This window comes from Pseudomonas mosselii, assembly GCF_005796105.1.
Lineage (GTDB): Bacteria > Pseudomonadota > Gammaproteobacteria > Pseudomonadales > Pseudomonadaceae > Aquipseudomonas > Aquipseudomonas mosselii_C.
Map to the genome: position 1 here is coordinate 1 of NZ_VAUO01000012.1, position 25,808 is coordinate 25,808.

Here is a 25,808-nt window from a genome sequence, read left to right on the forward strand (position 1 = left end):
CTGCTGCTTAAAACTGTCCAACTTTTGGGGGGCAGTCCAACCTGTGGGAGCGGGCTTGCCCACGAATGGGGCGCATAGCGCCCCGGACGATCAAAGCCCTTCAAGCAGATCGGACATATCGTCGGCGTGCTCTTCTTCCTGGGCCAAGATGTCTTCGAAGATTCGCCGCGTGGTCGGATCCTTGTCGCCGATGTACTGGATGATCTCGCGGTAGCTGTCGATGGCGATGCGTTCGGCCACCAGGTCTTCGAGCACCATCTCTTTCAGCGAATCGCCGGCCACGTACTGGGCGTGGGCGTTCTTCGTCAGGTTGTCAGGGTTGAAATCCGGCTCGCCGCCCAGCTGCACGATGCGCTCTGCCAGCTTGTCGGCATGCTCGGCTTCCTGGTTGGCGTGTTCGAGAAACTCGGCGGCGGCCACGCTGGCCTTGATGCCGCTGGCCATGAAGTAGTGGCGCTTGTAGCGCAATACGCACACCAGTTCCGTGGCCAGCGATTCGTTGAGCAGGCGCAGGATGTTGTCACGGTCGGCATGGTAGCCCTCGGTTACCGCACCTTGCTCCACGTGTTGGCGGGCGCGTTCACGTAGGGTTTTTACATCGGTCAGTTCAGCACTCATGTTCATCTCCGTCAGCATCAGGGGTGGTCAGGTCATGCGCCATGGGTGGCGTCTTGGTCTTCCTGGCGTTGTTTGCAGGTCTTGAAGCCTTTGTCATCGACATGGCCGGTCGCGTCGAAGCGCACGTAGTAGGCCTGCTGATGGCCGTCGCGGTTTAGCACGTAGTTGTTGCAGGTGCCGCCGTGGGGCAGGTCGATCACGCTCGACGGGCTACCGCCAATGGCGATCACGCGCTGCATGGTCATGCCGTTCTCCACCTGCTTGACCAACGGCTCGTCGCGGTACGTGACGTAATCCACCGGGTTTTCCGGGCGGCTGCCACAGGCGGCGAGGGTCGCGCTTGCCAGAAGGATGGCCAGGGTCTGTCTGTACATGGTCCTGCTCCTTGCTCAGGGTCTGTTTTGCTTTGAACCGCACAGCGCGACGGGAGTTCGATTGCGATTGGCTTGGCGTGCGCTGTAGTGTGGCCAGATCGTCCACGCGCAGGAGGCAGGGCAATGCAGAAGCATCTGGCGACCCGTTATCCGCTGGTGCTGGTGCCGGGCATGCTCGGTTTCGTGCGCCTGGTGCTCTACCCGTACTGGTTCGGCATCGTCCCGGCGCTGCGCCGAGGTGGCGCGCAGGTGTTTGCGGTACAGGTCTCGCCGCTGCATTGCAGCGAGGTGCGCGGTGAACAGTTGCTGGCGATCATCGAGACCATCTGCCAGCGCACCGGGGCCGACAAGGTCAACCTGATCGGCCACAGCCAGGGGGCACTGAGCGCACGTTACGCGGCGGCCAAGCGCCCCGACCGGGTTGCCTCGGTCACTTCGGTGGCAGGGCCCAACCACGGCTCTGAGCTGGCCGATCATCTGGAACGCAGCGCGCCCGGTCACTCACCCCAAGGGCGCCTTCTTAAGGCCATCCTGCATGGCGTGGCGTTGCTGCTGGTGTGGCTGGAGACAGGTTGGCGGCGCACGCCGTTGCCAGTGGATGTACATGCCTCGCACCAGTCGCTTACCACCCAGGGCGTGGCGTTGTTCAACCAGGCTTATCCACAGGGGCTGCCGGAGGTGTGGGGTGGCGAGGGGGCTGCTGAGGTCAATGGGGTGCGCTATTACTCCTGGTCTGGCACCTTGCAGCCGGGGCTGACCGACCAGGGACGCAACCGCTTCGATGGCAGCCATCGCTTCTGCCGGCTGTTCGCCCGTAGTTTCGTACGGGAAAAGGGCCAGTGCGATGGGATGGTCGGGCGCTACAGCTCGCACCTGGGGCAGGTGATCGGCGATGACTATCCGCTGGATCACCTGGACATCGTCAATCAGTCGCTTGGCGCGGTGGGCAAGGGGGCCGAGCCGGTGCGCCTGTTCACCGAACATGCCGCGCGGCTGCGGGCGGCGGGGTTGTGAGAGATCACGCAGCGCGGGAGGGGTGAAAAATGTTGTCTACACTCAAGCTCGACCCGCGCGCCGAGCGCGCACCCTAGGAGATCGCGTCATGAAGAGGCTACAGGTGTCCATACTGGTGCTGGGCATGTTGCTCGCCGGGCAAGGATTTGCTGCCACCGCGCAACAGGAGAAGATGAAGACCTGCAACGCCGACGCTACCGCCAAGGCGCTCAAGGGCGATGAACGCAAGGCGTTCATGAGCACCTGCCTGAAGACCAAGCCGGCGCCGACCCAGCAGGAAAAAATGAAGACCTGCAACGCCGACGCCACCACCCAGGCGCTCAAGGGCGATGCGCGCAAGGCGTTCATGAGCGACTGCCTGAAGAAGAAGTGAGCTGCGCCTATGCGTGTGCCGTGAAGGCTGGCAGACTGCGATTCTTTCTGCTGTCTGCCGTCGAGGCTGTATGACCTTCACCCCCCGCCAGATCACCCTTGCCAGCCTGCTGATCGTCATGGCCGGGCTGTTGCTGGCCCTGCCCCTGAAGTTGCTGCCCAGCCTGCTGGCCGGGCTGCTTGTGTTCGAACTGGTCAACATGCTTACCCCGCGTCTGCAACCGCTGATCGCCGGGCAGCGCGCGCGTTGGCTGGCGGTGGCGCTGCTCGGCACGCTGGTGGTCAGTACCTTGACCCTGCTGATCGCCGGGGCATTCAGCTTCCTGTTGCACGAGGCCGAGAATCCCGGCGCTTCGCTGGACAAGTTCATGGCGTTGGTGGAGCGCGCCCGTGGTCAGTTGCCGCCGTTTATCGAAGGCTATCTGCCGGCCAGCGCGGCGGAGTTCAAGGTGGCCATTGGCGACTGGATCAAGAGCCACCTGAGCGACCTTCAGTTGGTAGGCAAGGGCATGGCGCACATGTTCGTCACCTTGCTGATCGGCATGATCCTCGGTGCGATCATCGCCTTGCAGCGCATCCCCGACGTGTCCCGGCGCAAGCCGCTGGCGGCCGCGTTGTTCGAGCGCTTGAACCTGTTGGTGCAGGCGTTTCGCAACATCGTTTTCGCGCAGATCAAGATCTCGCTGCTCAACACCGCCTTCACCGGGGTGTTCCTGGCGGTGGTCTTGCCGCTGTTCGGTGTGCACCTGCCGCTCACCAAGACGCTGATCGTGCTGACGTTCCTGCTCGGACTGTTGCCGGTAATCGGTAACCTGATGTCCAACACCCTGATCACTATCGTGGGTTTGTCGTTGTCGTTGTGGGTGGCGGCGGCGGCGCTGGGCTACCTGATCGTGATCCACAAGGTCGAGTATTTCCTCAACGCACGGATCGTCGGTGGGCAGATTCGCGCCAAGTCGTGGGAGCTGCTGCTGGCGATGTTGGTGTGTGAGGCGGCGTTCGGCCTGCCAGGTGTCGTGGCGGGGCCGATCTACTATGCCTACCTCAAGAGTGAGTTGAGGCGCATGGAGTTGGTTTGAGGAGCGGCAAGCTGCAAGCCTCAAACTGCAAGTAAAAGCAGATGTCGGCAGTTCGCAGATCTGCTTTTACTTGAAGCTTGCAGCTGCGCCCTCAGGCGCCGTAACGCTTGCGCGCCTCGATCGCCAGCCCGCTACCGATGCTGCCGAAGATATTGCCTTCGACATGCCGTGCATTGGGCAGCATCGCCGCCACGCTGTTGCGCAGCGCCGGGATGCCGCTGGAGCCGCCGGTGAAGAACACCGTGTCCACCTGCCCCTCGCTCACACCAGCCTTGGCCAGCAGCTCGGTCACACTCCCGCGTACGCGTTCGAGCAGGCCGTCGATGGCCTCTTCGAACAGCGCCCGCGTCAGCTCGGCGGCCAACTCCGGCTCTACCCGGCCCAAGTCGATACGGCGGCTGTCGCGGTCGGTCAGCTCGATCTTGCTGGCCTCGACTTCCATCGCCAGCCAGTGCCCGGCGCGCTGTTCGATCAGGTTGAACAGACGGTCGATGCCCTGCGTGTCCTCGATGTCATAGCGCATGCTGCCCAAGGCCAGCTGCGACTTTTGCGCGTACAGGGCGTTGATGGTGTGCCAGGTCGCCAGGTTGAGGTGGTAGCTGGTAGGCATAAGCGCGCCGCTCTTCATGCGGCTGCCGTAGCCGAACAGAGGCATCACGCCTTGCAGGCTCAGTTGCTTGTCGAAATCGGTGCCGCCGATGTGCACGCCGCCGGTGGCGAGAATGTCGTCCTGGCGCTCGTCCAGCAAATGGCGCTCTGGCGACAGGCGGATCAGGGTAAAGTCCGAGGTGCCGCCGCCGATATCGACAATCAGTACCAGTTCTTCGCGGCTGATGCCCGACTCGTAGTCGAACGCCGCAGCGATGGGTTCGTACTGGAACGAGACATCCTTGAAGCCGATCTTGCGGGCCACGTCAGCCAGGGTATCCTCGGCCTCCTGGTCGGCAGCCGGGTCTTCGTCGACGAAGAACACCGGGCGGCCTAGCACCACCTGGTCGAAGCTGCGCTGGGCACTGGCCTCGGCGCGCTTTTTCAGCTCGCCGATGAACATGCCCAGCAGATCCTTGAACGGCAGGGCGCTGCCCAGCACGCTGGTGTCGTGCTTGATCAGCTTGGAGCCCAAAAGGCTTTTGAGCGAGCGCATCAGGCGGCCTTCGTAGCCTTCCAGGTACTCGTGCAGCGCCTGGCGGCCGTACACCGGGCGACGTTCCTCGATGTTGAAGAACACCACCGAGGGCAGGGTGATCTTGCCGTCTTCCAGGGCAATCAGCGACGAGGTGCCCTCGCGGTGCCAGCCGACCGTGGAGTTGGAGGTGCCGAAGTCGATACCAAGGGCACGGGCCGGGGATACGTCAGACATTTGCGAAAGCTTCCGGAGGCAAAACGGCCGCGCAGTTTATGCCAGTTGCCGACTAAATCAAGACCGGTCGTCTGTCTTGGCGCAGGTGCGAGGCGACCTTGAAAGGCTATGCTTGACCCCAATCTTCAGCAGCAATACGCACATTCTTACTGGTGATCCATCCATGGACTTCAAAGACTACTACAAGATACTCGGCGTCGAGCCGGGCGCGGACGAGAAGGCGATCAAGGCCGCGTACCGCAAGCTCGCGCGCAAGTATCACCCCGACGTGAGCAAGGAGAGCGGCGCCGAGGACAAGTTCAAGGAGGCCAACGAGGCCTACGAGGTGCTTGGTGACAAGGACAAGCGCGCCGAGTACGACGAGATTCGCAAGTACGGCGGCCAGCATGGCCGGCCGTTCCAGGCCCCGCCTGGCTGGCAGGGCCGCGGTGGCAATGGTGGCGGCTTCGAAGGCGGTGACTTCTCCGATTTCTTCAGTTCGATCTTCGGCAGCCGGGGCGGCAACCCGTTCGGCGGCGCTCGTCAGCAACGCAGCGCCGGTCGGCGGGGGCAGGATGTGGAACTGGAACTGGCGGTGTTTCTCGAAGAGACCCTGAACAAGGAGTCCAAGCAGATCAGCTTCCAGGTGCCGCAAACCAACGCGGCGGGCCAGCGCACCGGGTTCACCACCAAGACCCTGAACGTGAAGATCCCCGCTGGGGTCACCGATGGCGAGCGCATTCGCCTGAAGGGCCAGGGCGCGCCGGGTGTGGGCGGTGGCGCGAATGGCGACCTGTTCCTGACCATTCGCATGGCGCCGCACCCGCAGTTCGATGTCGAAGGCCATGACCTGATCATCACCGTGCCGCTGGCGCCGTGGGAAGCGGCCTTGGGCGCCAAGGTGGCGGTGCCGACGCTGACCGGCAAGATCAACCTGACCATTCGCCCCGATAGCCAGAGCGGCCAGCGCCTGCGCGTCAAGGGCATGGGGCTGCTGAACAAGCAGGGCGAGCGCGGCGACCTGTACGCCCAGCTCAAGGTGGTGATGCCACCCCAGTCCGATGCCGATGCACGTGAGTTGTGGACCAAGCTCTCCGAGAAAGCCGCATTCAATCCGAGGACTCAATGGAGTAAGTGACCATGAGCAGCACCCTGATCGTTCAACTGGACATGCGAACCCTCTGCCAGGAAGCCGACCTCACGGCCGACTGCGTGATCGAAATCGTCGAACACGGCATCGTTGAACCATTGGGGCGAACGCCTGAGGAGTGGCTGTTCGACGACCGTGCGCCGGTGACCTTGAAGCGCGCGGTCAAGCTGCATCAAGAGCTGGAGCTTGAATGGGAAGGGGTGGCCCTGGCGCTTGAGTTGCTGGAAGAGGTGCAGCAACTGCGCAGCGAGAACAGCATGCTGCGCCAGCGGCTGGGCCGGTTCACCCAGATGTAACCGCCCGCAGGCTCGTGTAGGAGATCACCCAGCCCTTTGGGCTGCGCTGTCGCGCAGAGAACTGATTTCGCAAGCGCTCCGCGTACCCTGTGGGAGCGGCGGTTCGGCGCCCCGACTTGCCCGCGAAGCAGGCGACTCGGTGGATGGCACCGGCTTTGCCGGTGTTCGCGGGCAAGCCCGCTCCCANACACAAGGCCGCTCCTACAAGGGGCGTGCATTGCAGGTTAGAGGTGGGTAGGTCTTTAGCCTGGCTCAGCCCCAGGATTGAGCACCAACTGCATGAAGGTCAAATCCAGCCAGCGCCCGAACTTCACCCCCACCTGCGGCATCTGCCCGGTCACCACGAAGCCTTGGCGCTCATGCAGGCGTATCGACGCCGCGTTACCGCTCTCGATCGCCGCTACCATCACATGCTTGCCGCAATCCCGGGCCCGCTCGATCAGCGCGGCCATCAGCACCGGGCCCAGGCCCTTGCCGCGTTGGTCGGCACGCACATACACCGAATGCTCCACGGTCAGCCGGAAACCTTCGAATGGTCGCCAATCGCCGAACGAGGCGTAACCCAGTACACCCGTGGCATCCACCGCCACCAGGATCGGATAGCCCTGTTGTGCGCGCGCCTCGAACCAGGCCTGGCGGTTGGCCAGGTCTACCGGGGTTTCGTTCCAGATCGCCGTGGTGTGGCGCACGGCGTCGTTGTAGATGTCGAGGATACCCGGCAGGTCGGTGGGCAGGGCATCGCGGATCGGGTAACTCATGACAGCGTCTCGCAGAAAGGGTCGGTGCAGATTAAATGGTAACCAGCCCGCGCACACCCTCAGCCTGCATGTTTTCGCCACGCCCACGCTGGATGATTTCGCCACGGGCCATTACCAGGTATTGGTCGGCCAGTTCCTCTGCGAAGTCGTAGAACTGCTCCACCAGCAGGATGGCCATGTCGCCACGGTCAGCCAGTTTGCGGATCACCGCGCCGATTTCCTTGATGACCGAGGGCTGGATACCTTCGGTTGGTTCGTCGAGGATCAGCAGGCGTGGACGGCTGGCCAAGGCCCGGCCGATAGCCAGTTGTTGCTGCTGGCCGCCGGACAGATCGCCGCCCCGGCGCTGTTTCATCTGCTCCAGCACCGGGAACAGCGCGTAGATGAACGCCGGGACCTCGCGCGCCTCATGCGCCGCGAAACGCGACAGGCCCATCAACAGGTTCTCCTCCACCGTCAGGCGCGGGAAGATCTCGCGGCCCTGGGGCACGTAGGCGATGCCGGCGTGCACGCGCTGCTGGGGCTTGAGGTGGGTGATCGGCTTGCCTTCCCACTCCATGCGCCCGTCGCGGGCCGGCAACAAGCCCATCAGGCAGCGCAGCAGGGTGGTCTTGCCCACGCCGTTGCGCCCGAGCAGGCAGGTGACCTCGCCGATCTTGGCCTCGAACGAGAGGCCGCGCAGGATGTGGCTGCCGCCGTAGTACTGGTGCAGGGTGTCGATCTTGAGCATGTGTGCTTCCTGGAGAGTCTGTTTTACCCGTGCCGGCCCATTCGCGGGTAAACCCGCTCCCACAGAGTCGGCGCTGCTCTTGGGGTCTGCACCTAACCTGTGGGAGCGGGTTTACCCGCGAAGAGGCCGGCACAGAGATGCATGTCTAGCGGCCCAGATACACCTCGACCACCCGCTCATCCGCCTGCACCTGGGCCAGCGATCCCTCCGCCAGCACGCTGCCCTGGTGCAGCACCGTCACATGGTCGGCGATGCTGCCGACGAAGCCCATGTCGTGCTCCACCACCATCAGCGAGTGCTTGCCCGCCAGCGACCTGAACAGTTCGGCAGTGAATTCGGTCTCGGCGTCGGTCATGCCCGCCACCGGCTCGTCCAACAGCAGCAATTGCGGCTCCTGCACCAGCAACATGCCGATTTCCAGGAACTGCTTCTGCCCATGCGACAGCAACCCGGCCTGGCGCTGGGCCAACGGCAGCAGGCGCAGGGTGCCGAGCACCTCCTCGATGCGCTGGCGCTGCTCGGCGCGCGGACGCGCTAGGAGGCTGGCCCACACCGACTTGTCGGTCTTCAATGCCAGTTCGAGGTTCTCGAACACGCTCAGCGCCTCGAACACCGTGGGCTTCTGGAATTTGCGACCGACCCCGGCCTGCGCGATCTGGTACTCGCTCATGCGCGTAAGGTCGAGGGTCTCGCCGAAATAGGCGCTGCCGGTGTCGGGACGCGTCTTACCGGTGATCACGTCCATCAGGGTGGTCTTGCCCGCACCGTTGGGGCCGATGATGCAGCGCAGCTCGCCCACGCCGATGTACAGGTTCAGGGCGTTGAGGGCCTTGAAACCGTCGAAACTGACGCTGATGTCCTCAAGGCTCAGCACCGTGCCATGGCGCGTATCGAGCCCGGCTTTGCGTGCCTGGCCCAGGCCGATGGCGTCGCGGCTGGTGCCGAGGTTGTCGAACACCGGCTCCAGCATGAACTCGGGATGTACGGGGGGAACGCCTCTCATGGCTGGCTCCTTTTCTTCACCAGGCCCACCACGCCCTTGGGCAGGTACAGGGTGACGACGATGAACAGTGCACCGAGGAAGAACAGCCAGAACTCCGGGAACGCCACGGTGAACCAGCTCTTCATGCCATTGACCAGGCCTGCGCCGAGCAGCGGGCCGATCAACGTGCCGCGCCCGCCGAGGGCCACCCACACCGCCGCCTCGATGGAGTTGGTCGGCGACATTTCACTGGGGTTGATGATGCCCACCTGAGGCACGTACAAGGCGCCCGCCAGGCCACACAGCACGGCACTGAGCACCCACACCAGCAGCTTGAAGCCGCGCGGGTCGTAGCCGCAGAACATCAGCCGGTTCTCGGCGTCGCGCACGGCGGTGAGCAGGCGCCCGAACTTGCTCTGGGTCAGGCGCCAGCACAGGTACAGGCTGCCCAGCAGCAACAGCACGGTGAGGCTGAACAGCACCGCCCGAGTGCCAGGCGCTGCGATCTCGAAACCCAGGAGGGTACGAAAGCTGGTGAAGCCGTTGTTGCCGCCAAAGCCGGTCTCGTTGCGAAAGAACAGCAGCATGGCGGCAAAGGTCAGGGCCTGGGTCATGATCGAGAAGTACACGCCCTTGATCCGCGAACGGAAGGCGAAGAAGCCAAACACCAGGGCCAACAGCCCTGGTGCCAGCACCACTAGGCACAGGGCCCAGGCGAAGTGCTGGGTGCCGGTCCAGTACCAGGGTAACTCGCTCCACGACAGGAAGGTCATGAACCCTGGCAGCCCGTCGCCAGCGGCCTGGCGCATCAGGTACATGCCCATGGCATAGCCGCCGAGGGCGAAGAACAGGCCATGCCCCAGCGACAGCATCCCGGCGTAGCCCCAGACCAGGTCCAGGGCCAAGGCGACGATGGCGTAGCAGAGGATCTTGCCCACCAGCGTGAGGGTGTAGGCCGAGACCTGCAGCGTGTGCCCATCAGGCAGCAGCGACAGCAACGGCAAGGCCAGGAGCACCAGCACGACGGCAGTGCCGAGGGCCAGGGTGAGACGCGGTCCGGCTTTGTGTGCAGCGGTGACGATCAGTGGCTGGTTCATCAGTCGATCACCCGTCCCTTGAGTGCGAACAGGCCTTGCGGACGCTTCTGGATGAACAGAATGATCAGCGCAAGGATGAGGATCTTGCCAAGTACCGCACCGATCTGCGGCTCCAGCAATTTATTGGCGATGCCTAGCCCGAAAGCTGCCCAGAGGCTGCCGGCCAGTTGCCCGACGCCGCCGAGCACCACCACCAGGAACGAGTCGATGATGTAGCTCTGGCCCAGGTCCGGGCCGACGTTGCCGACTTGGCTCAGGGCCACGCCACCGAGCCCGGCGATGCCCGAGCCGAGGCCGAAGGCGAGCATGTCGACACGCCCGGTGGACACGCCGCAGCAGGCGGCCATGTTGCGGTTCTGGGTCACCGCGCGCACGTTCAGGCCCAGCCGCGTGCGGTTGAGCAGCAGCCAGGTGAGCAGCACCACGGCCAGGGCGAAGCCGATGATCACCACACGGTTGTAGGGCAGCACCAGGTTGGGCAGCAGCTGGATGCCGCCAGACAGCCACGCCGGGTTGCTCACCTCGACGTTCTGCGCGCCGAAGATCAGGCGCACGGCCTGGATCAGGATCAGGCTGATCCCCCAGGTGGCCAGCAGGGTTTCCAGTGGTCGGCCATACAGATGGCGGATCACCGTGCGCTCCAGGGCCATGCCGATGCCGGCACTGACGGCGAAGGCCACCGGCAGGGCGATCAGCGGGTAGAACTCGATGGCGCCGGGGGCGTAGCGCTGTACCAGTACCTGGACCATGTAGGTGCTGTAGGCGCCGAGCATGAGCATCTCGCCGTGGGCCATGTTGATCACCCCGAGCAGGCCGAAGGTAATCGCCAGGCCCAGCGCCGCGAGCAGCAGGATCGAGCCCAGCGACAAGCCGCTGAACGCCTGGCCGAGCAGTTCGCCGAGCAGCAACTTGCGCTGCACCTGGGCCAGGCTGGTTTCGGCGGCGGTGCGCACGGCTGCATCGGTTTCGGCGCCTGGTTGCAGCAGCGCTTCGAGGCGGGTGCGGGCCAGTGGGTCGCCGGTTTCGCCGAGCAGGCGCACGGCGGCCAGGCGTACGCCAGGCTCGCTGGCGCCCAGTTGCAGATTGGCTAGGGCCAAGCCGAGGGCTGCGTGGACAGCGGCGTCCGGTTCGCTGGCATAGCGTCGGTCGAGCACAGCCATTTGCGCCGGCTGTGCGCTTTTTTGCAGTTGCTGCGCAGCGGCCAGGCGCACGCTGGCCTGTTCACTGTGCAGTTGATGGCTGGCCAGGGCGTTGTCTATCAGTGCGCGCAGGCGGTTGTTCAGGCGCAGTTTGCGCGTGTCGCCTTCGGCGATACGGCCTTGGCGCAGGTTTTCCAGCAGCGCCAGGCGCGCGGGGTCGGGTTGCGCCGCCCAGCCTTCGAGCAGACGGGCTTGCTCGGCGGGCTTGGCGGTGAGGAAGAATTCGCCCTCGCTGGCGTGGGTGGTCAGGGGCAATAGCAGCAGTAAGGTCAGCAGGAGTCTGAGCATGCGTTCAATCCTGGAAATCGGCGGTGGATTCTTCGCGGGTAAACCCGCTCCCACAGGTCTCTGGGCGCTCTCGATACTTGTGGGAGCGGGCTTGCCCGCGAATGGGCCGCATAGCGGCCCCAGTCACTCAGTTACCTTTCACCGCATAATCCGGCCGCTTGTCATTCCCCGGAATGAACGGGCTCCAAGGCTGCGCGCGCAGTGGTTCCTCGGTCTGCCACACCACGCTGAACTGCCCGTCGTCCTGGATTTCGCCGATCATCACCGGCTTGTGCAGGTGGTGGTTGGTCTTGTCCATGGTCAGGGTGAACCCGGATGGGGCCTTGAAGCTCTGCCCGGCCAGCGCCTCGCGCACCTTGTCGACATCGGTGGACTTGGCTTTCTCGACTGCCTGCGCCCACATGTGGATGCCCACGTAGGTCGCTTCCATCGGGTCGTTGGTTACCGCCTTGTCGGCGCCCGGCAGGCCCTTGGCCTTGGCGTAGGCCTTCCAGTCAGCGACGAATTTCTGGTTGACCGGGTTCTCCACCGACTCGAAGTAGTTCCACGCCGCCAGGTGCCCCACCAACGGCTTGGTGTCGATGCCGCGCAGCTCTTCTTCGCCGACCGAGAACGCCACCACCGGCACGTCGGTGGCCTTCAGGCCCTGGTTGGCCAGCTCTTTGTAGAAGGGCACGTTGGAGTCGCCGTTGACCGTGGAGATGACCGCTGTCTTGCCTCCTGCGGAGAACTTCTTGATGTTGGCGACGATGGTTTGGTAGTCGGCGTGGCCGAACGGGGTGTAGACCTCTTCGATGTCCTTGTCCGCCACGCCCTTGCTGTGCAGGAAGGCGCGCAGGATCTTGTTGGTGGTGCGTGGGTAGACGTAGTCGGTGCCCAGCAGGAAGAAGCGCTTGGCGCTGCCGCCGTCTTCGCTCATCAGGTACTCCACCGCCGGAATCGCCTGCTGGTTGGGCGCGGCACCGGTGTAGAACACGTTAGGCGACATCTCTTCGCCTTCATATTGCACCGGGTAGAACAGCAGGCCGTTGAGCTCTTCGAACACCGGCAGCACCGACTTGCGCGACACCGAGGTCCAGCAGCCGAACACCACTGCCACCTTGTCTTGGGTCAGCAGTTGGCGGCTCTTTTCGGCGAACAGTGGCCAGTTGGACGCCGGGTCCACCACCACCGCTTCGAGTTGCTTGCCGTTGACCCCGCCCTTGGCGTTGATTTCGTCGATGGTCATTAGCGCCATGTCCTTGAGGGACGTCTCGGAAATCGCCATGGTCCCCGACAGCGAATGCAGGATGCCCACCTTGATGGTTTCGGCGGCCTGGATGCTCCAGCTCAGGCCCATCGCGGCGATGGATGCGCTAAGGGTGAAGGCCTTGATCAGACTGCGACGCTTCATGTGCTCACTCCGATGTGATTGTTGTGGTGCTGGCTGAAACGGAGATTGCAAGGGCTGTGCCTGGCGGCGAAAAGCTCGCAATAGAGCGGCTGTGCGACGAATCGGGGCGTTTTGCGTGTCCACGATGGTGCTTGCGCGTTGGGCGTGCACAGGATTGGGGCCTGGGTATGGTGAACACTTTTGACACACAAGCGGTACTTGAGTACCGTGCCGCACCGCAGTAGTTTCTGCGGTTCGGGATTGGCGTCCCGGATACAGAGAGTGAGCACTTTCAGCAGTGCTCTGCATGGCTGCACCCGTTATGGGCGGAGCCGTGTGTGGGAGCCTTCGGGCTCACCGGCTCTCTCTGTCCGGCACGCCAACCCGCACGGCTCCGTCCACCCTTATTGGCGTATGGGCACGGGGCTTAACCAACAGAGAGCCGCAAGGAGATGCACCATGCTCAAGAAGATCGTTCCAGATCCACCGTTCGCGCCTGTCGCTGGCGCACCTCTCATGTGCACCGCCCAACGCGAGGTGCACCCATGAACCAGGAATCGCTGGCCAGCCCCGCCATTTGCAAACCCCGTCCTATCACCGGCAGTTCACAGTTCGGCACCTGCAATCACGCCCACGCCCCGATGCTCTCGGTGCATGCCGGGGTCGATAGCGAGGATGCGCTGGTGTGCGCCGTGGCGGCATTGAAGGCGGCGTATGAGACCAATGCCACGGCACTGGAAAAGGCGGATGAGCCGTTGCGCAGTTTGCTGACGGCGACGGAAAACTCGCTGGAGAAAGGCCTGGCGCTGGCCGAGGCGGTGCTCGAAGGGTTGGAGCAAGGCTGACAACCGCAGGGGCCGCTGTGCGGCCCTTCGCGGGACAAGCCCGCTCCTACAGCCTGGACTGCGCGCATCCTGTGGGAGCGGGTTTACCCGCGAAGGGCTGCGCAAGCAGCCCCATTGCTGGATCAGTTGCCTGAGGCGTCACGCAATGCCGCACGCGGCTGGCGCTTGCTGCGCACGAACTGATAGGTCACCGCCAGGATCACGAACCAGATCGGCGTCACCACCAGCGCCGAGCGGGTGTCGGCTTCCAGGCTCAGCAGCACCAGGATGCCGGCGAAGAACACCAGGCACACGTAGCACATCAAGCGCCCACCGGGCATCTTGTAGCTCGATGCTTGGTGCAGCGCGGCGCGGTTTTTCCGGTAGCTCAGGTACGACAGCAGGATCAGCGTCCAGACGAACATGAACAGCACCGCCGACACCGTGGTCACCAGGGTGAATGCCTCGACCACGTCCGGCACCAGGTAGATCAGTACCGCGCCCAGCAGCAGGCAGGCGCAGGAGAAGTACAGGCCGTTGGCCGGCACTGAGCGGCGCGAGAGGGTTTCGAACGCCTTGGGCGCATCGCCCTCCTGGGCCAGGCCGAACAGCATGCGGCTGGTGGAGAATACGCCGCTGTTGGCCGACGAGGCTGCCGAGGTCAGCACCACGAAGTTGATGATGCTCGCCGCTGCCGGCAAGCCGGCCAGCACGAACAGCTCGACGAACGGGCTCTTGCCTGGCACCACATCGCGCCATGGGGTGACCGCCATGATCGCGACCAGCGCCAGCACGTAGAACACGATGATGCGGATCGGGATGGAGTTGATCGCCCGTGGCAGAGTGCGTGCAGGGTCCTTGGCTTCGGCAGCGGTGGTGCCGACCAGCTCGATGCCGACGAAGGCGAACACGGCGATCTGGAAGCCGGCGAAGAAGCCCATCAGGCCATGCGGGAACATGCCGCCGTCGCTCCACAGGTTGGCCAGCGAGGCGGTGTTGCCGCTGGGCGACTGGAAGCCGGTGATGACCATGTACAGGCCGGTGGCGACCAGGCCGAGGATGGCGATGATCTTGATCAGCGCGAACCAGAACTCCATCTCGCCGAACAGCTTTACGGTCACCAGGTTCAGCGACAGCAGCAGCGCCACGCAGCTCAGCGCGGGTATCCACTGCGGCAGCTCGGGGAACCAGAACTGGGTGTAGGCAGCGATCGCCACCACGTCGGCGATGCCGGTGACGACCCAGCAGAACCAGTAGGTCCAGCCGGTGAAGTAACCAGCCCAGGGGCCGAGCAGGTCGGCGGAGAAGTCGATGAACGACTTGTAGTTGAGATTCGACAGCAGCAACTCGCCCATGGCGCGCATGACGAAGAACAGCATGAAGCCGATGATCATGTAGACGAAGATGATCGAAGGGCCGGCCAAGCTGATGGTCTTGCCAGAGCCCATGAACAGGCCGGTGCCGATGGCACCGCCAATGGCGATGAGCTGGATGTGTCGGTTAGTCAGGTTGCGTTGCAGGTGCTGGTCTTCAGCCTGCGTTGGCGTGGGTTGGGTCATAGGCTGCATTCCGTTGAGTGTCAGTCTTCTTGTCTGAACTAGCCGGGTAGGCTAACACGCCCGTTCCAGATAGAGGCGTGACAGATCGACACGATGTTGGCAGTGCAGATTGACTGAGCGTATGGCGAGGGTCGGTGGTTGCTTCCTGCATCCTGGGGCTGCTTTGCAGCCCTTTCGCGACACAAGGCCGCTCCTACAAGGGACCGCGTACCTCCTGTGGACCGGCCGGAAAGGGGCGCGAAGCGCCCCCGGCAATCTCACGCCCGAACCATCACCCGACGGCGAAGCACCAGGCTGTCGACCACCCACATCACGACCATCGATACTCCCACCAACGGGAACGCCACGCCCAGCACCAACATCACCGCCACCGCGGTCTTCCAACGCGGCAGATCATGGCGCAGCGGCGGTACGCCGAGGCCGCCAGCCGGGCGGCGCTTCCACCACATCACCAGGCCGCTCACCGAACCGAGCAGGATCATCAGGCACACCAGCAGGATGATGATCTGGTTCAGCGGCCCGAACATCTTCCCTTCATGCAGCATCACCCCAAGCTCGGTGGCGCGGGCCACTGTGCTGTAGTCTTGCCAGCGCACATCGGCCAGCACCTTGCCGGTGTACTGGTCCACATGCAGCGTTGCATCGTTGCGAGGGTCATCGGCGAACACCGCGAGGGTGAACACGCCGTCGGCAGTGGTCGGCAAGGTGATGCTGTAGCCCGGCTCGACGTTGCGCAGCGTGGCGATATCCTCGACCTGTTGCAGGCTTACCAGCGGCGCTGCCGGTGCACTGTCGGCCATGTGATGCCCGGCATGTTCGGCGTGTGCGCCGGACACCGGCATCGGGGTGTTCTCCAGGGCCCAGGGCACGGTCTGGCGGTGTGCTTCGTTCAGCTCGCCGGCCTGCCGGTCGGACTTGGGCACGTCGGTCCACATGGCAGCTGGAAAGCGATTCCACAGCTCGGCGTACTGCTTGCCCCACAAGCCGGTCCAGGTCATGCCGCTGATCAGCATCAGCAGCAACAAAGCCGAGCCCCAGAAACCGGTGACCGCATGCAGGTCGCGCCAGAACACTCGCCCTCTGGCACTCAGGCGCGGCCACAGTACGCCCGCGCTGCTGCGCCCGCGCGGCCACCACAGGTAAAGCCCTGACACCACCAGCACGATGCCCCAGCCAGCGGCCCATTCCACCAGGCGATCACCGACGGTGCCGACCATCAGCTCGCCGTGCAGGGCGCGGGCGATGGCTTGCAGGTTCTGCTTGCCGTCCTGCTCGCCCAGCACCTTGGCGCTGTACGGGTCGACGAACACGTTCAGCTCGCGACCACCGGCATGCACCACGAACTGCGCGCTGCGCTCGGCGTTCAGTGGCGGCAGGTACTTACCCACGTGGCCCTGTGGATACGCCTGCTGCACGGAGGCCAGCAGGGTATCGGCGCTCTGCCGGTGATGGCCGGCCTCGACCACCATCAGGTCGCGGTACAGCAGCGGGTCGAGCTGCGGCTTGAACAGGTAGATGATCCCGGTGATTGCCAGCAGGATCATGAAGGGCGCGACGAACAGCCCGGCATAGAAATGCCAGCGCCACGCCAGGTTGTAGAACGACACGTTTGGTTTGCTCATCGGAGCCTCGCATTTCGACCAGGTTGGGCGCGGTCAGGCCCGCGCCCGGTTGTTGTTGTCAGAAGCTGAAATCGACCTTGGTCCAGAATGTCCTGCCTGGCTCGTTCACCGGTTGTGGGTCGCTGGACGAGAAACCGAACCCGGCGTTCCCGGCCAGGTTGAGGTGCTCGGCGTAGGTTTTGTCGAACAGGTTATCGACGCCCGCACTGAGCTTGAGGTTACGGTTGACCTTGTAGGCGCCGTTGAGCGAGAACACGCCGAAGCCGCTGCTCTTCTGGTAGTCCTTGCCGACCACGTTGCCCTGGTTCTCGGCCACGCGGTTCTGCGCCGAGACCAGCCGCCACAGGCTGCCGACGCTCCAGGCATCGCGGCTGTAGGTCAGGCCCAGGCGGCTTTCCAGCGGGGGCATCTGCGGTAGAGCCTTGCCGTCGCTGCTGTTCTTGCCCCAGGCATAGGCCAGGGTGGCGTCGGCCTTCCAGTTTTCGCTGAGCGCGTAGGCCGCGCCCAGCTCGCCGCCCATGATGCGCGCGTCGATGTTCTGCGCCTGGGTGCTGCTCATGCCCATCATCCCGGTGCGATAGTCGAACAGGATGTAGTCACGCACCTGGCCGACATAGCCCGAGGCCCAGGCTTCCAGGCGTTCACCTTGGTACTGGATACCGAAGTCCAGCTGGGTGGTCTTCTCTGGCTTGATGCTGTCGAAGGCGTTGACGGTGCCTGCCGGGCCCTGGTCGGGCGAGAACAGCTCCCAGTAGTCCGGGAAGCGCTGGGCATGGCCGAGGCCGACGTAGGTGGTCGCCGGCAGTGCCGCAAGATCGTGCTCGTAGCGCACGAAGCCGCTGGGCAAGGTGTCGGCGCGGGTGTTGCCGTTAGTGGCGCTGGCGTCGCGGTAATCCTTGGCCGAGGCGCGGTCCAGGCGGGCGCCGGTGATCAGCCGGTCGTTGCCGGTGGCGTACCAGGTAAGTTCGCCGAACACCCCGTAGTTGTGGAAGTCGGCGTCCTTCTCCCATGCCACGTCTTTATAGGTATCGACGCCCATGGCGCTGCGCGCGCGGTGCTCGTTGGTCTGGGCGTCGAGGCCGCTGACCAGTTGCACGTCGGCCCAGCGCCAGGTGGCCTTGATCCGTGCGCCGAGGGTGCGGCGGTCGACGTTGGCGGCCATGGGGCCTGCCATCATGCCGGTGCCGGACGGGGTGCGCAGGCTGTAGTTGTCCATCACGTGGTCGGCGTAGTTGTAGTAGAGCTGCGCTTCGAGCTTGTCGAGCACGCCGCCGAGGTTGGACTTCTCGAAACGTAGGCCCAGGCTCTCGCGCTTGAACTGCGAGCCGTCCATGCCACGCCCGGCGTAGCGGGCCTCGCCATCGCCCTTGCCGGCGGTCAGTTCGAGCAGGGTGTCGGCGTCGGGGGTCCAGCCGAGGGTGACGTCGCCGTTCCACTTGTTCCAGCGCGACGGCACGCTGTCGCCGTTGCCATCGGCGTAGTCGTCCGAGTGCGACTGGTTGCCGACGAAGCGTACGTAGCCCAGCGGGTTGCCGGCGGCCGCGTCGAGCACTTTGTCGAAGCGGCCGTTGGAGCCGGCCATCAGGCTGGCATTGACCCTACTGCCCAACTCGCCGAATTGTTCCGGTTCGCGTTCGAAGAGCACGGTCCCCGCCGAACCGCCGGGGCCCCAGATCACGCTTTGCGGGCCTTTGATCACGGTGAGGCGGTCGTAGGTTTCCGGCGAGATGTACGAGGTCGGGGCGTCCATGCGGTTGGGGCAGGCGCCGAGCATCACACCGCCGTTGGTGAGGATGTTCAGGCGTGAGCCGAACATGCCGCGCAGCACCGGGTCGCCGTTGGTGCCGCCTGCGCGGATCGCCGAGAAGCCGGGAATGGTCTTGAGGTAGTCGGCGCCATCGCTGGCCGGCACCGGCTGGCGTGGGTCCTTGGGGTTGGTGACCACGGTCAGCGCAGCGCTGGGAGCGATGGAGGTGATCACCGTCGGGCTCAGTTCAGGGGCGTCGGGCGCGTGGCCTTCATGGCCGGTGTCGTCGGCCAGGGCCAGGGGCGCGAGCAGCGAGCCGCAGAGCACGGCGAGGGTTCCGCGCAGCGCGCGCGCGGATACAAAGGTACAGCTGGACATAGTGATTCCAGTCGATCAGAAAGGCACGGGCGCGGAGCCAGTAGGCTCCGGGCGTTCTGTATGGGCTTTAGACGCTGATCGAGTGGGGTGGCGCGCGGCTGCGCGCACCGGGGAACACGGCCTGCCGGGCGTGGCCCTGGCGTGTCGCGAAGAGGGGCGTGGCGGGTGGCAGCACACTGCCCGCGCTGAGCGGGCTGAGGGTTTGGGGCAGGGCGGGGCAGTTGAACAGCAGGCTACAGTACCCGCACTTTTCCCACATCACATGCAGCTGGCCGTCGTTGCCGTGACCTGGGTGATGCATGTCGCCGTGGGCATGTTCCATGGGCATGTCCATGCTCATCGGCATGGACATGCTGGCGTGGTGCTCCATCGGCATGGACTGGGAAACCAGTGGTCCGATGAAGATCATCCACATGGCGAACAGACTCAGCCAGCCGCCACCGACGCGCCTGCGATCAGGGCGGGTGCTGCGGGCGGAGCTGTTGCGCGACAGGCTCATGGCGAGCGCCAGTCAGGTCAGTGCGTGTGGGCGTGACCTTGCTGCTCGGCGGGCGGCTGCTGCTGTACGGCGACGTCGACGGTGATGTCTCCGGCTTTCTCGAAGTGCAGGGTCAGCGGGAAGCGCTTGCCATCGGCCAGCAGGCTGCGGTCCTTCGGTTGCAGGATCATCACGTGGTAGGCGCTCGGGGCGAAGGTCACGTCCTTGCCGGCCGGCACGGTTACGCTGGGCACCTGCTGCATCTTCATGGTGCCGCCAGCGGTCATGGCGTGCTCGTGCAATTGCGCGTCGCTGCTGATCGGGGTATCCACCGAGAGCAGGCGGTCATCGACCTTGCCGTTGTTGTGCACCACGAAGTAGGCAGCCACATTAGGCGCGTTGGGCGGTAGTGCCAGCGACCAAGGGTGGGCGATGTGCAGATCACCGACGGTGTATTCGTGGGCGTTGGCATAGGTGCCGGGCAACAGCAGGGCGGCCAGGACGAGGGCTTGCTTGAGCATGGTGATTCTCCGATGGGTTCAGGTTCAGGCGCATAGCGGATTGAACTCAGGCCAGCGGAGAGGCACGGGGATTGAGCGCGGGCCATAACTGGCGCGGCGTGGGCTGGTAGGCGGCAAGCGCCGGTGCGTGGCGCGCGGGCCGCAGCGGCGGGTTGTGCAACTGTGGCGGGTAGCCAGGCAGTGCCAGCAGGGGCGCGGCGCCCGAGCAGCACCAGCAGTTCAGCATGCCGGCACTGTTGTCGCTCTGTGGGCCGAGGTCGATCTTGGCCAAGGCCTGCACATCGACCTTGGCCTTGTTCGCCATGCTCGAACAGAACGCCCCCCACAGCAGCTGCTCGGCCGGGCCCTTGGGCGCGGCGGAGGACAGCGGCATGGCCAGCAGGTTGAACAGCACTGCAAGGCAGGCTATCCAGGCGATGTGCCGACGTGGGGGCATGGAGAGATCCGGTCAGGAATCGTGATGGCTATTGTACGGCGGAGTATAGGAAAAAATGCCGGGGTGCGGTGAAGTGACGCAGTAGCGCCCCACACACGACCCCTGTAGGAGCGGCCTTGTGCCGCGAAAGGGGTGCGAAGCGCCCCCAGCGATTGTGCAGGATGCCAATGATCTGGGGCCGCTGCGCAGCCCGTTCGCGACACAAGGCCGCTCCTACAGGGGGCGTGTCGCTTAGGCCTTGCCTCGGCCCATCAGACCGCGCACGGTCTCTTGCAGGTCGGCAGGCAGCACCACGACCTTGGCATTGTCGCTACCGGCCAGGTTTTCCATGGCACCGATGTAGCGCTCGCCCAGCAGGTACATGGCCGGGGTGATCTCGTTGCCCACCGCTTCCTTGACCAGGGTAATCGCCCGGGCCGAGGCTTCGGCCAGGTTGACCTGCGCTTCGGCGTCCAGCTTGGCCGATTGCAGGCGCGCTTCGGCTTCGAGAATGGCGGCCTGCTTGTTGCCTTCGGCGCGGGTCACGTCGGCTTTACGCTCACGCTCTGCGGCCGCCTGGCGCTCCATGGCAGTCTGCATGCTCGGCGATGGCTTGATGTCCTGGATTTCCACTGAGCGCACGGTCACGCCCCAGTCTTCGGTCTGCTCGGACATCGCCTCACGCAGGCGTGCCTTGATCTGCTCGCGGCTCGACAGCGCTTCGTCCAAATCCATGGCGCCGACGATGGCGCGCAGCGAGGTCATGGTCAGGCTGGTGACGGCGAACGAGAAGTTCTGCACGCCGTAGGAGGCCTTCTGTGGGTCGACGACCTTGGCGAAGCACAGGGCGTTGGCGACGATCACCGCGTTGTCCTTGGTGATGATCTCCTGCTGCTGCACATCGAGGATGATGTCCTTGGTCGGCAGGCGGTAGGCGACCACGTCCATGTACGGGATGACGATGTTCAGGCCAGGCTTGAGTGTGCTGTGGTAGCGGCCCAGGCGCTCGACGATCCATTCTTCGCCCTGGGGCACGATGCGCACCCCCTTGAAGACGGTGATCAGTACGAATGCGGCCAGGGTGCCGACGACGATAAGGCTGGTCATGTGTGCAAACTTCCTTTTAGTGCGGAGTCAGGCCCGGGTAATGCGGGCGGTGTTACCTTCGATGGCGGTCAGGCGCACGCGCTCGCCGGCGGGGATGTCGCTGTCAGCGATGCAGGTCCATTCTTCGTTGCCCAGGATTGGCTTCTGGAAGCGCACGCGGCCTTTCTGGAACGGCGAGACACCGACGGTCAGCAGGCCGACTTCACCGATCACGCTGTCAGCGGTCCAGCGCACGTCGGGCTTCTTGCTGCGAAACAGCTTGAACCACAGCAGCGTGGTGATGGACGAGAACACTACCCACAGCAGCCCCTGCGTATCCAGTTGCAGGCTGGGGGCCAGTAGCGCGACGAACGACACCAGCACGGCGCCGATGCCGAACCAGAGAATGAAGAACGTGGGCAGGACCAGTTCCAGCAGGATCAAGGCCACGCCGAAGACGAGCCAGATCCACCATTGCATTTCCATATGGGTGGGCCTTCCGATTAGAGGGGAGCAGAGTTTAAGGCAAGATCGAAGCCAAGGGCCATCAGGCATGTCCGACATGACCTGGAAGCCACGGCCTTGAATCAAAACTAGAACCTGACGTGAACACCGGCGCCATCCCACGCGAGACGCATCCACCATCTTAAGGTGGGGGTCCTCAAAACGCAGAGGACAACCAGTCTTCCACTCGCAACCCCGGCACTCGTTGAAATTCGCGAAGGTTATTGGTGACCAGCACCAGCCCACGCGCGCGCGCGTGGCCAGCGATCATCTGGTCATAGGGGCCGATCGGCGTGCCGGCCTTTGCCAGTTCGGCACGCAGCTGGGCGGTATGCGCTGCCCCCGTCTGGTCATAGTCGAGTACTTCGAGCCGCGCGGCGAAGCCTTCGATCACTGCAAGGTTGCGCTCCGGGGCGGCAGACTTCTCCGCGCCGTAAACCAGTTCCATCAGCGTTATCGTACTGATCGCCAGTTGACCGTGATGGCGGTTGAACGCATCACGTACCTGTTGTGGTTTGTTCTTGATGGTGAAAATGCAGATGTTGGTATCGAGCATGTACCTGAGCATCAGAATCCTTCGCGCTCCTGATCGACGGGCTGGTCACGACATGCCATGTAATCCGCTGTCACGTCATCACCGTCGAACCAGTGGTCCCAAGCTTCCCCAGCAGGTGAAATGATGCGTGAACGACCGATTGCGACGATATCCACGCGAGTGACGTCTTCGGGAAGGGCGAGTGCCTTTGGCATGCGGATGGCCTGGCTGCGATTGCTTTTGAAGACTGCACCTTGCTCCATGACGGGCCTCCTTGAAAGCGCGAATGTATGTCCGAAGTTTAAGTCGACGCGGGTATATGTCAATGGGATATACGTTTTTCCTGTCAGGGCGCGGTGCCGCCTAGTGCTTGCAGCAACTGATGCGGACTATCGAACTGGCGATCTACCTCAGGCAGTGCGGGACGTTTCAGCACCAACACCGGCACCCCACGTTCGCGCGCTACTTCAAGCTTTGGCTCGGTCGCCGTGCTGCCGCTGTTCTTGCTCACCAGCACGTCGATCTGGCGGCGCTCGAACAGCGCGCGTTCATCGTCGATGCAAAACGGCCCGCGGGCGCCGATCACCTCGCAGCGCGCATTGCCTGGGCAGGTTTCGAGGGCGCGCAGGGTCCAGAACTGGTGCGCTGGAATCTCGTCGAGGTGCTGCAAAGGCTCGCGCCCGAGGGTGAACAGCGGGCGCTGGAAGGGCGCCAACGCCTCGATCAGCGCGGCCCAGTCGGCCACCTCGCGCCAGTCGTCGCCGGGTTGCGCCTGCCAGGCCGGGCGGCGCAAGGCCCAGCAGGTGACCCCTGCGCTGCGCGCGGCGAGGGCTGCGTTGGCGCTGATTTGCGCGGCATACGGGTGGGTGGCGTCGATCAGCAGGTCGATGCGCGCCTCGCGCAGGTAATCGGCCAAGCCTTCGGCGCCGCCGTAACCGCCGACGCGCACCTGGCAGCTCAGGTCCTGAGGCACGCGACCGACCCCGGCCAGGCTGTAGACGTGCTGTGGCCCCAGTTGACGGGCGATGGCCAGGGCTTCGGTCACGCCGCCCAGCAGCAGGATGCGACCGCTCATTGCACACCGGCCTTGCCGACGATACCGCCCTGGCGGTCGATGGCGAACACTTCCACCTGCACCTGGTCTGGCACTACGCTGCGAGCGAACGCCAGGGCGTGGCGGCAGACCTCGTCGCCCAAGGCGATGCCTGCGGCGTGGGCCAGGGCCAGCGCCTGCTGGCTGGTGTTGGCGGCGATGATCGCTTGTTGTAGGTCCGTTGCGGCTCCGATGCCGGCCGCCCAGCCGGCCAGTTGCGGCAGGTCGATGCTGGAGTGGCGGCTGTGCAGGTCCATGTGCCCGGCGGCCAGCTTGCTGATCTTGCCGAAGCCGCCGCACAGGCTTAGGCGGGCCACCGGTACCTTGCGCAGGTGCTTGAGCACGGCGCCGACGAAGTCGCCCATCTCGATCAGGGCGATTTCCGGCAGGTCATAGACCCGGCGCATGGTGTCCTCGCTGGCATTGCCGGTGCAGGCGGCAATGTGCGTGTAGCCGTTGGTGTGGGCGACATCGATGCCTTGGTGGATCGAGGCGATGTAGGCCGCGCAGGAGAACGGGCGGACGATGCCGCTGGTGCCCAGGATGGAAAGCCCGCCGAGAATGCCCAGGCGCGGGTTCATGGTTTTCAGCGCCAAGGCCTCGCCGTCGCGAACATTCACCGTGACTTCGAAGCCGCCGCCGTAAGCGCACTCGCAGGCCAGCGCTTGCAGGTGTTCGCTGATCATTCGGCGTGGCACCGGGTTGATTGCCGGCTCCCCCACGCCCAGCACCAGGCCTGGGCGGGTCACGGTGCCGACGCCTGATCCTGCGACAAAGCGGATACCTGGCTCAGGCAAGAGTCGCACCTGGCTGTACAGCAGGGCACCGTGGGTGACATCGGGGTCGTCGCCGGCATCCTTGAGGGTCCCGGCTTCGGCGCCGCCGTCGATCAGGCGGCAGAACTCCAGGCGCATCTGCACCACCTTGCCCTTGGGCAGGGTGATTGACACTGCGTCGTTGTGCTGGCCGCTCAGCAACAGGCGCGCTGCCGCCAGGCTCGTGGCGGTGGCGCAGCTGCCGGTGGTCAGGCCGCTGCGCAAGGGGGCGGGGTGTTCGCGGGTTTCTTCACGCATCGGCGGGCTTGACCACTTCGAGCAGGGTGATCGGCAGGGCCTGGCGCCAGGTGTCGAAGGCCCCGAGCGGTTGCGCGTGGGCGATATGGATGCGCGTCAGCTCGCCACCGTGGTGTTGCTGGAACTGCGCCAGCATCACCTCGCTTTGCAGGGTCACGGCATTGGCCACCAGTCGTCCACCGGGGCGCAGGCGCTCCCAGCACAGCGCCAGCACCCCATCGCGGGTGACACCGCCGCCGATGAAGATCGCGTCGGGTTGTTCGAGGTCTTGCAGGGCCTGGGGCGCCTTGCCGCGTACCAGTTGCAGGCCCGGTACGCCGAGGGCGTCGCGGTTGTGCTCGATGAAACCTTGGCGGCCTTCATCGGCTTCGATGGCCAGGGTGCGGCAGCTGGGGTGGGCGCGCATCCACTCGATACCAATCGAACCGCAGCCGGCGCCGACATCCCACAGCAGCTCGCCGGGTTGCGGCGCCAGGCGCGCGAGGGTGATGGCGCGAATATCGCGCTTGGTCAGTTGGCCGTCGTGCTGAAACGCGCTGTCGGGCAGGCCGGCGACACGCGGCATGCGTAGGGCGTCGGGCGTGGCCTGGCAGTCGATGGCGACCAGGTTCAGGGCGGCGATGTTGCGGTGCGCCCAGTCATTGGCGCTGCCGCAGAGCTGGCGCTCCTCGGGGCCGCCCAGGTGTTCGAAGACCTGCAACCGGCTCGGCCCGAAGCCGCGCTCGCGCAGCAGCGCCGCGATGGCTGCGGGGCTGTGCTCGTCGTTACTCAGTACCAGCAGGCGCAGGCCGCTGTACAAGTGGGCATTGAGCGCTGCCAGCGGGCGCGCCACCAGCGAAACCACCTGCACGTCCTGCAACGGCCAGCCCAGGCGGGCGGCGGCCAGGGCGCAGGAGGAGGGCATCGACAGCACCTGCATTTCGTTGCTCGGCACTTGGCGTGCGAGGCTTGCGCCAACGCCGTAGAACATCGGGTCGCCACTGGCCAGCACGCACACCGGTTCGCCGCGCAGGGCCAGCACCGGTGACAGCGAGAAAGGGCTGGGCCAGTGCACGCGTGCACCGCCTATACAGCGTGGCAACAGCGCCAACTGGCGTGGGCTACCGACGATGCGTGTGGCGGCCAGCAGGGCGCGTCGGGCCTGCCTGCCCAGGCCGCTGAAACCGTCTTCGCCGATGCCTACTACTGTGAGCCAGGGGGCCATCCGTTCCTCGTCAATTCAAATGCTGGGGGCAGCGCGGAGCGCTTTTCACACGGCGTTCGACCACCGGTTTTTCATGCCGCCGGACAAAGCAGGCATAATAC

General features: G+C 64.6%; 28 protein-coding genes. 6 read left to right on the forward strand and 22 right to left on the reverse strand.

Annotated features, from left to right (window positions below):
• Window positions 1–90: 90 nt before the first annotated feature.
• Both FEM01_RS19880 and osmE read right to left on the reverse strand, forming a co-directional pair.
• Window positions 91–618 carry a ferritin-like domain-containing protein gene (locus FEM01_RS19880; RefSeq protein ID WP_416781024.1) on the reverse strand — a complete coding sequence of 176 codons (528 nt, stop codon included), beginning with the start codon at window positions 616–618 and terminating at the stop codon, window positions 91–93.
• Window positions 619–650: 32 nt separating this feature from the next.
• Window positions 651–992 (reverse strand): osmotically-inducible lipoprotein OsmE, encoded by a 342-nt coding sequence (gene osmE, locus FEM01_RS19885; RefSeq protein WP_138221181.1) that lies wholly within the window; start codon window positions 990–992, stop codon window positions 651–653.
• Between the two features lie 123 nt (window positions 993–1,115).
• Here osmE and FEM01_RS19890 point away from each other — a divergent pair, with 123 nt between their 5' ends.
• The 3 genes from FEM01_RS19890 to FEM01_RS19900 all read left to right on the forward strand — a co-directional run bounded on the left by FEM01_RS19890 (window position 1,116) and on the right by FEM01_RS19900 (window position 3,457).
• Complete coding sequence (locus FEM01_RS19890) at window positions 1,116–2,006, forward strand: esterase/lipase family protein (protein WP_138221182.1); 891 nt, start codon at window positions 1,116–1,118, stop codon at window positions 2,004–2,006.
• 88 nt (window positions 2,007–2,094) lie between these two features.
• On the forward strand, window positions 2,095–2,379 hold the full coding sequence (locus FEM01_RS19895) for a PsiF family protein (protein ID WP_138221183.1): 285 nt from the start codon (window positions 2,095–2,097) through the stop codon (window positions 2,377–2,379).
• Window positions 2,380–2,449: 70 nt separating this feature from the next.
• Window positions 2,450–3,457, forward strand: coding sequence for an AI-2E family transporter (locus FEM01_RS19900; RefSeq protein WP_138221184.1), 1,008 nt, complete (start codon window positions 2,450–2,452; stop codon window positions 3,455–3,457).
• Window positions 3,458–3,548: 91 nt separating this feature from the next.
• Here FEM01_RS19900 and FEM01_RS19905 read toward each other — a convergent pair whose 3' ends face one another.
• Window positions 3,549–4,817 carry an Hsp70 family protein gene (locus FEM01_RS19905; protein ID WP_138221185.1) on the reverse strand — a complete coding sequence of 423 codons (1,269 nt, stop codon included), beginning with the start codon at window positions 4,815–4,817 and terminating at the stop codon, window positions 3,549–3,551.
• Window positions 4,818–4,980: 163 nt separating this feature from the next.
• Here FEM01_RS19905 and cbpA point away from each other — a divergent pair, with 163 nt between their 5' ends.
• Both cbpA and FEM01_RS19915 read left to right on the forward strand, forming a co-directional pair.
• Window positions 4,981–5,934 carry a curved DNA-binding protein gene (gene cbpA / locus FEM01_RS19910; RefSeq protein ID WP_138221186.1) on the forward strand — a complete coding sequence of 318 codons (954 nt, stop codon included), beginning with the start codon at window positions 4,981–4,983 and terminating at the stop codon, window positions 5,932–5,934.
• A gap of 2 nt (window positions 5,935–5,936) precedes the next feature.
• Window positions 5,937–6,242, forward strand: a complete 306-nt coding sequence (locus tag FEM01_RS19915) for a chaperone modulator CbpM (protein WP_138221187.1) — start codon at window positions 5,937–5,939, stop codon at window positions 6,240–6,242.
• Window positions 6,243–6,484: 242 nt separating this feature from the next.
• Here FEM01_RS19915 and FEM01_RS19925 read toward each other — a convergent pair whose 3' ends face one another.
• The 6 genes from FEM01_RS19925 to urtA form a co-directional block, all read right to left on the reverse strand.
• Window positions 6,485–7,000, reverse strand: a complete 516-nt coding sequence (locus FEM01_RS19925) for a GNAT family N-acetyltransferase (protein ID WP_138221188.1) — start codon at window positions 6,998–7,000, stop codon at window positions 6,485–6,487.
• Window positions 7,001–7,031: 31 nt separating this feature from the next.
• Complete coding sequence (gene urtE, locus FEM01_RS19930) at window positions 7,032–7,730, reverse strand: urea ABC transporter ATP-binding subunit UrtE (protein WP_138221189.1); 699 nt, start codon at window positions 7,728–7,730, stop codon at window positions 7,032–7,034.
• Between the two features lie 145 nt (window positions 7,731–7,875).
• A complete protein-coding gene (gene urtD / locus FEM01_RS19935) occupies window positions 7,876–8,733 on the reverse strand; it encodes an urea ABC transporter ATP-binding protein UrtD (RefSeq protein ID WP_138221190.1) in 858 nt (285 codons plus the stop codon).
• Window positions 8,730–9,809, reverse strand: a complete 1,080-nt coding sequence (gene urtC / locus FEM01_RS19940) for an urea ABC transporter permease subunit UrtC (RefSeq protein ID WP_138221191.1) — start codon at window positions 9,807–9,809, stop codon at window positions 8,730–8,732. Before urtC ends, urtD begins: the two co-directional genes overlap by 4 nt.
• Complete coding sequence (urtB, locus tag FEM01_RS19945; RefSeq protein ID WP_138221192.1) at window positions 9,809–11,296, reverse strand: urea ABC transporter permease subunit UrtB; 1,488 nt, start codon at window positions 11,294–11,296, stop codon at window positions 9,809–9,811. The genes urtC and urtB overlap by 1 nt, the downstream gene beginning before the upstream one ends.
• Window positions 11,297–11,423: 127 nt before the next feature.
• Complete coding sequence (urtA, locus tag FEM01_RS19950; protein WP_138221193.1) at window positions 11,424–12,689, reverse strand: urea ABC transporter substrate-binding protein; 1,266 nt, start codon at window positions 12,687–12,689, stop codon at window positions 11,424–11,426.
• A 524-nt stretch (window positions 12,690–13,213) separates the two neighbouring features.
• On the opposite strand from urtA, the gene FEM01_RS19955 reads away from it, so the two are divergent.
• A complete protein-coding gene (locus tag FEM01_RS19955) occupies window positions 13,214–13,513 on the forward strand; it encodes a hypothetical protein (protein WP_138221194.1) in 300 nt (99 codons plus the stop codon).
• A gap of 122 nt (window positions 13,514–13,635) precedes the next feature.
• On the opposite strand, the gene cycA is transcribed toward FEM01_RS19955, so the two are convergent.
• The 13 genes from cycA to cbiE form a co-directional block, all read right to left on the reverse strand.
• Window positions 13,636–15,051 carry a D-serine/D-alanine/glycine transporter gene (gene cycA / locus FEM01_RS19960; RefSeq protein WP_138221195.1) on the reverse strand — a complete coding sequence of 472 codons (1,416 nt, stop codon included), beginning with the start codon at window positions 15,049–15,051 and terminating at the stop codon, window positions 13,636–13,638.
• A 257-nt stretch (window positions 15,052–15,308) separates the two neighbouring features.
• The gene (locus tag FEM01_RS19965) at window positions 15,309–16,673 is read right to left on the reverse strand and encodes a PepSY-associated TM helix domain-containing protein (RefSeq protein ID WP_138221196.1); all 1,365 of its coding nucleotides are present in this window, start codon (window positions 16,671–16,673) and stop codon (window positions 15,309–15,311) included.
• Window positions 16,674–16,731: 58 nt separating this feature from the next.
• The gene (locus tag FEM01_RS19970; RefSeq protein ID WP_138221197.1) at window positions 16,732–18,798 is read right to left on the reverse strand and encodes a TonB-dependent copper receptor; all 2,067 of its coding nucleotides are present in this window, start codon (window positions 18,796–18,798) and stop codon (window positions 16,732–16,734) included.
• Between the two features lie 67 nt (window positions 18,799–18,865).
• A complete protein-coding gene (locus tag FEM01_RS19975) occupies window positions 18,866–19,297 on the reverse strand; it encodes a DUF2946 domain-containing protein (RefSeq protein ID WP_138221198.1) in 432 nt (143 codons plus the stop codon).
• A 17-nt stretch (window positions 19,298–19,314) separates the two neighbouring features.
• Window positions 19,315–19,797 carry a copper chaperone PCu(A)C gene (locus tag FEM01_RS19980; protein WP_138221199.1) on the reverse strand — a complete coding sequence of 161 codons (483 nt, stop codon included), beginning with the start codon at window positions 19,795–19,797 and terminating at the stop codon, window positions 19,315–19,317.
• A 46-nt stretch (window positions 19,798–19,843) separates the two neighbouring features.
• Complete coding sequence (locus tag FEM01_RS19985) at window positions 19,844–20,233, reverse strand: DUF2946 domain-containing protein (RefSeq protein WP_138221200.1); 390 nt, start codon at window positions 20,231–20,233, stop codon at window positions 19,844–19,846.
• Between the two features lie 231 nt (window positions 20,234–20,464).
• Window positions 20,465–21,319 carry an SPFH domain-containing protein gene (locus FEM01_RS19990; protein ID WP_138221201.1) on the reverse strand — a complete coding sequence of 285 codons (855 nt, stop codon included), beginning with the start codon at window positions 21,317–21,319 and terminating at the stop codon, window positions 20,465–20,467.
• A gap of 27 nt (window positions 21,320–21,346) precedes the next feature.
• The gene (locus FEM01_RS19995) at window positions 21,347–21,784 is read right to left on the reverse strand and encodes an NfeD family protein (protein WP_138221202.1); all 438 of its coding nucleotides are present in this window, start codon (window positions 21,782–21,784) and stop codon (window positions 21,347–21,349) included.
• Between the two features lie 175 nt (window positions 21,785–21,959).
• Window positions 21,960–22,370, reverse strand: coding sequence for a type II toxin-antitoxin system tRNA(fMet)-specific endonuclease VapC (vapC, locus tag FEM01_RS20000; RefSeq protein WP_138221203.1), 411 nt, complete (start codon window positions 22,368–22,370; stop codon window positions 21,960–21,962).
• Window positions 22,370–22,600 carry a type II toxin-antitoxin system VapB family antitoxin gene (vapB, locus tag FEM01_RS20005; RefSeq protein WP_138221204.1) on the reverse strand — a complete coding sequence of 77 codons (231 nt, stop codon included), beginning with the start codon at window positions 22,598–22,600 and terminating at the stop codon, window positions 22,370–22,372. The genes vapC and vapB overlap by 1 nt, the downstream gene beginning before the upstream one ends.
• 83 nt (window positions 22,601–22,683) lie before the next feature.
• Window positions 22,684–23,412, reverse strand: coding sequence for a cobalt-precorrin-6A reductase (locus FEM01_RS20010; protein WP_138221205.1), 729 nt, complete (start codon window positions 23,410–23,412; stop codon window positions 22,684–22,686).
• A complete protein-coding gene (locus FEM01_RS20015) occupies window positions 23,409–24,503 on the reverse strand; it encodes a cobalt-precorrin-5B (C(1))-methyltransferase (RefSeq protein ID WP_138221206.1) in 1,095 nt (364 codons plus the stop codon). The genes FEM01_RS20010 and FEM01_RS20015 overlap by 4 nt, the downstream gene beginning before the upstream one ends.
• The gene (gene cbiE / locus FEM01_RS20020; RefSeq protein WP_138221207.1) at window positions 24,496–25,707 is read right to left on the reverse strand and encodes a precorrin-6y C5,15-methyltransferase (decarboxylating) subunit CbiE; all 1,212 of its coding nucleotides are present in this window, start codon (window positions 25,705–25,707) and stop codon (window positions 24,496–24,498) included. Before cbiE ends, FEM01_RS20015 begins: the two co-directional genes overlap by 8 nt.
• Window positions 25,708–25,808: the final 101 nt, after the last annotated feature.

Coding starts and splice junctions, on each gene's coding strand:
- FEM01_RS19880 (WP_416781024.1), bottom strand. CDS start 618: ATGAGTGCTGAACTGACCGATGTAAAAACCCTACGTGAACGCGCCCGC.
- osmE (WP_138221181.1), bottom strand. CDS start 992: ATGTACAGACAGACCCTGGCCATCCTTCTGGCAAGCGCGACCCTCGCC.
- FEM01_RS19890 (WP_138221182.1), top strand. CDS start 1,116: ATGCAGAAGCATCTGGCGACCCGTTATCCGCTGGTGCTGGTGCCGGGC.
- FEM01_RS19895 (WP_138221183.1), top strand. CDS start 2,095: ATGAAGAGGCTACAGGTGTCCATACTGGTGCTGGGCATGTTGCTCGCC.
- FEM01_RS19900 (WP_138221184.1), top strand. CDS start 2,450: ATGACCTTCACCCCCCGCCAGATCACCCTTGCCAGCCTGCTGATCGTC.
- FEM01_RS19905 (WP_138221185.1), bottom strand. CDS start 4,817: ATGTCTGACGTATCCCCGGCCCGTGCCCTTGGTATCGACTTCGGCACC.
- cbpA (WP_138221186.1), top strand. CDS start 4,981: ATGGACTTCAAAGACTACTACAAGATACTCGGCGTCGAGCCGGGCGCG.
- FEM01_RS19915 (WP_138221187.1), top strand. CDS start 5,937: ATGAGCAGCACCCTGATCGTTCAACTGGACATGCGAACCCTCTGCCAG.
- FEM01_RS19925 (WP_138221188.1), bottom strand. CDS start 7,000: ATGAGTTACCCGATCCGCGATGCCCTGCCCACCGACCTGCCGGGTATC.
- urtE (WP_138221189.1), bottom strand. CDS start 7,730: ATGCTCAAGATCGACACCCTGCACCAGTACTACGGCGGCAGCCACATC.
- urtD (WP_138221190.1), bottom strand. CDS start 8,733: ATGAGAGGCGTTCCCCCCGTACATCCCGAGTTCATGCTGGAGCCGGTG.
- urtC (WP_138221191.1), bottom strand. CDS start 9,809: ATGAACCAGCCACTGATCGTCACCGCTGCACACAAAGCCGGACCGCGT.
- urtB (WP_138221192.1), bottom strand. CDS start 11,296: ATGCTCAGACTCCTGCTGACCTTACTGCTGCTATTGCCCCTGACCACC.
- urtA (WP_138221193.1), bottom strand. CDS start 12,689: ATGAAGCGTCGCAGTCTGATCAAGGCCTTCACCCTTAGCGCATCCATC.
- FEM01_RS19955 (WP_138221194.1), top strand. CDS start 13,214: ATGAACCAGGAATCGCTGGCCAGCCCCGCCATTTGCAAACCCCGTCCT.
- cycA (WP_138221195.1), bottom strand. CDS start 15,051: ATGACCCAACCCACGCCAACGCAGGCTGAAGACCAGCACCTGCAACGC.
- FEM01_RS19965 (WP_138221196.1), bottom strand. CDS start 16,673: ATGAGCAAACCAAACGTGTCGTTCTACAACCTGGCGTGGCGCTGGCAT.
- FEM01_RS19970 (WP_138221197.1), bottom strand. CDS start 18,798: ATGTCCAGCTGTACCTTTGTATCCGCGCGCGCGCTGCGCGGAACCCTC.
- FEM01_RS19975 (WP_138221198.1), bottom strand. CDS start 19,297: ATGAGCCTGTCGCGCAACAGCTCCGCCCGCAGCACCCGCCCTGATCGC.
- FEM01_RS19980 (WP_138221199.1), bottom strand. CDS start 19,797: ATGCTCAAGCAAGCCCTCGTCCTGGCCGCCCTGCTGTTGCCCGGCACC.
- FEM01_RS19985 (WP_138221200.1), bottom strand. CDS start 20,233: ATGCCCCCACGTCGGCACATCGCCTGGATAGCCTGCCTTGCAGTGCTG.
- FEM01_RS19990 (WP_138221201.1), bottom strand. CDS start 21,319: ATGACCAGCCTTATCGTCGTCGGCACCCTGGCCGCATTCGTACTGATC.
- FEM01_RS19995 (WP_138221202.1), bottom strand. CDS start 21,784: ATGGAAATGCAATGGTGGATCTGGCTCGTCTTCGGCGTGGCCTTGATC.
- vapC (WP_138221203.1), bottom strand. CDS start 22,370: ATGCTCAGGTACATGCTCGATACCAACATCTGCATTTTCACCATCAAG.
- vapB (WP_138221204.1), bottom strand. CDS start 22,600: ATGGAGCAAGGTGCAGTCTTCAAAAGCAATCGCAGCCAGGCCATCCGC.
- FEM01_RS20010 (WP_138221205.1), bottom strand. CDS start 23,412: ATGAGCGGTCGCATCCTGCTGCTGGGCGGCGTGACCGAAGCCCTGGCC.
- FEM01_RS20015 (WP_138221206.1), bottom strand. CDS start 24,503: ATGCGTGAAGAAACCCGCGAACACCCCGCCCCCTTGCGCAGCGGCCTG.
- cbiE (WP_138221207.1), bottom strand. CDS start 25,707: ATGGCCCCCTGGCTCACAGTAGTAGGCATCGGCGAAGACGGTTTCAGC.